This is a genomic window from Pseudoalteromonas sp. TB64, from assembly GCF_000498095.1.
In the GTDB taxonomy this organism is placed as follows: Bacteria; Pseudomonadota; Gammaproteobacteria; order Enterobacterales; family Alteromonadaceae; genus Pseudoalteromonas.
In genome coordinates this window covers 1-2,264 of the sequence record NZ_AUTQ01000051.1, presented here as the reverse complement: position 1 = coordinate 2,264, position 2,264 = coordinate 1, and the positions used below count along the sequence as shown (strand labels likewise).

Sequence of the window (2,264 nt, the reverse complement as noted above, 5' to 3'; positions counted from 1 at the left end):
ACGGTGAAGCCGTTGAAGTAGCGGGTGTTCAGAACAAAATATCTTTCCAAATAAGTGGTTAACTTGAGCGATTAATTAATCCGGTGATTAAATGGACACAAAAGTGAGACTATTATGAAACTAGTTATCAAACCAATTATAAAACGACTGCCAGCAACATTTTTAAAAGTGACTTTATTTTGTACGGTTTCTATTAGTGCAAGCATAGTTGCGCCCAGTGCGCTGAATGTTTTACCTGGTGTTGCTATTGCAGACGTACATGCAGCGCAAGTGCAAAAAACTAAACGAGTACCAGCGCTGCGTGAAAAAGTATACAGCCAGTTAGCACGGGCACAAAAACTGGCTGATGATGGCGATGTTAAAGCCGGACTTGAGGCGCTTGACAGTATTAACGAGCGCTCATCGAGCATGAACTCGTACGAAATTGCGATGATGCACAATTTTTACGGTTTTATTTACTACAACGAAAACGACTTACCAAAAGCGATAGCCTCGTTTGAAAAGGTCGTTGCAGAGGAAGCCATTCCTGAGTCACTTCGTTTAAGTACTACGTTTAGCTTGGCGCAGCTTGCAATGGCTAATAGTGATTACAAAAAGGTAATTGCATTTTTAGATGACTGGGACAGTATTAACACTAAACCTAAAACAGAAGGCTATTACTTGTTAAGGGCTCAAACATACTATCAGTTAAAGGATTATAAAAAAGGGCTTGAGTACATATCTCAAGTTATTGCTTTAAGTGACAGCGAAGGTAAAGCCCCTAAAGAAAACTGGTTAGTGCTGCAGCGTGCAATGTATTACTCGCTTAATCAAACTGACAAAGTAGTTGATGTACTTGAGCGCATGGTAAAGCTTTATAACAAACCTGAGTACTGGGTACAGTTATCGGGTATGTATGGCGAAACTGGGCAGGAAAAAAAGCAGCTAGCTGTTATTGAAGCGGCTTACCAGCAAGGTTTTTTAACCACTAAATCTGATTTACGCCAATTAGCTCAAGTGTATTTATATAACGGTTTGGCATTTAAAGCCGCACAGGTTATGAGCGATACGATTAAAAAAGGGATTGCAGAGCAAAACGCTAAAAACTACGCCTTTGTAGCTGAGGCGATGATCCAAGCAAAAGAAGATGAAAAATCAATAGAATACTTTGTAAAAGCTGCCGATTTATCACCTAGTGGTAAGTACGACCAACGCTTAGCCGAGGTGTATGTTAATACTGAGCAGTATGAAGAAGCGGCCGACGCAGCGCGTAAAGCACTTGATAAAGGCTCACTTGATTTTGAATCAAATGCGTTTGTAGCACTGGGCATGGCGCAGTACAACTTACAAAATTTTGATGCCTCAATTTTAGCGTTTGAACAAGCCGAAAAACATAAAAAATCACAGCGTTTAGCGCAGCAATGGATTAAGTATGTAAAGCGTGAAAAAGTACATGCAGAAACACTCAAAACAGCACTACTTTAATCGTTAATTAGCACGGTTACTTTTAATAAAAACGATACGTGTAAACCTATTTTATAATCGCACTACACAAACCGCCTTAAATTTATTTTTGGCGGTTTTTTTGTTGCTATAAAAAGTAACCAATTGATTTCATGAAAGTTAACATTGTCATCTTAAGGTTATTAAACTGTAACTACTTTGTCATATCACTACAGTATCTTACCTGCATTCGATAACTTAAGTCACCTTAATGCATGAGTATCGTGCTTTAAAGTGACTTAAGTTTTTACTTAATACGCTAACAAAATAATTAAATACTTTAACGGAGTGAACAATGAAATTATCTGATTTATTCAAGATCAGCCTTGTAGCAACTGCAATGACTCTAGCTGGCTGTGGCGGCGATATCGAAATTACACCAACTGTAAACGATAACAGCTCTACAACAGATAACAGTGTTAATAATTCAAATAATACAGCGGGTTCAACAACTGATGAAGACGCTGAATGTGCAAGCTATGAATCAGATGCGGGTACGGTAACGGGTATCGTTAGCGGAATTGACTGTTTATATAACGACTCATTTGCTAGCAAAACAATTTCTATTACAAATAACATTACGTTTAAAGAATTGCCAGGTGGCGGTGTTCACGTTTTTGATGACGCCCTGCAAATTGGCGAAGACGGCAGCACGGTTGATGGTTTTGAAATTCCAGCAAATGGTCCAACGATGACCGTTGAGCCCGGTGCGGTGTTAGCTTTTGGCTCAGGTGAAGCTATCTTACGCGTTGCACGCGGTGCAAAAATTCAAGCAGTGGGTA

1 protein-coding gene and 1 pseudogene are annotated in these 2,264 nt (G+C 39.4%); both read left to right on the top strand.

Annotated features, from left to right (window positions below; genetic code table 11):
- The first annotated feature begins 114 nt into the window (after positions 1-114).
- The gene (locus tag L647_RS0101675) at positions 115-1,464 is read left to right on the top strand and encodes a CDC27 family protein (protein ID WP_029880347.1); all 1,350 of its coding nucleotides are present in this window, start codon (positions 115-117) and stop codon (positions 1,462-1,464) included.
- A 313-nt stretch (positions 1,465-1,777) separates the two neighbouring features.
- Positions 1,778-2,264 (top strand): annotated as a pseudogene (locus L647_RS0101670) (hypothetical protein); the annotation flags it as partial.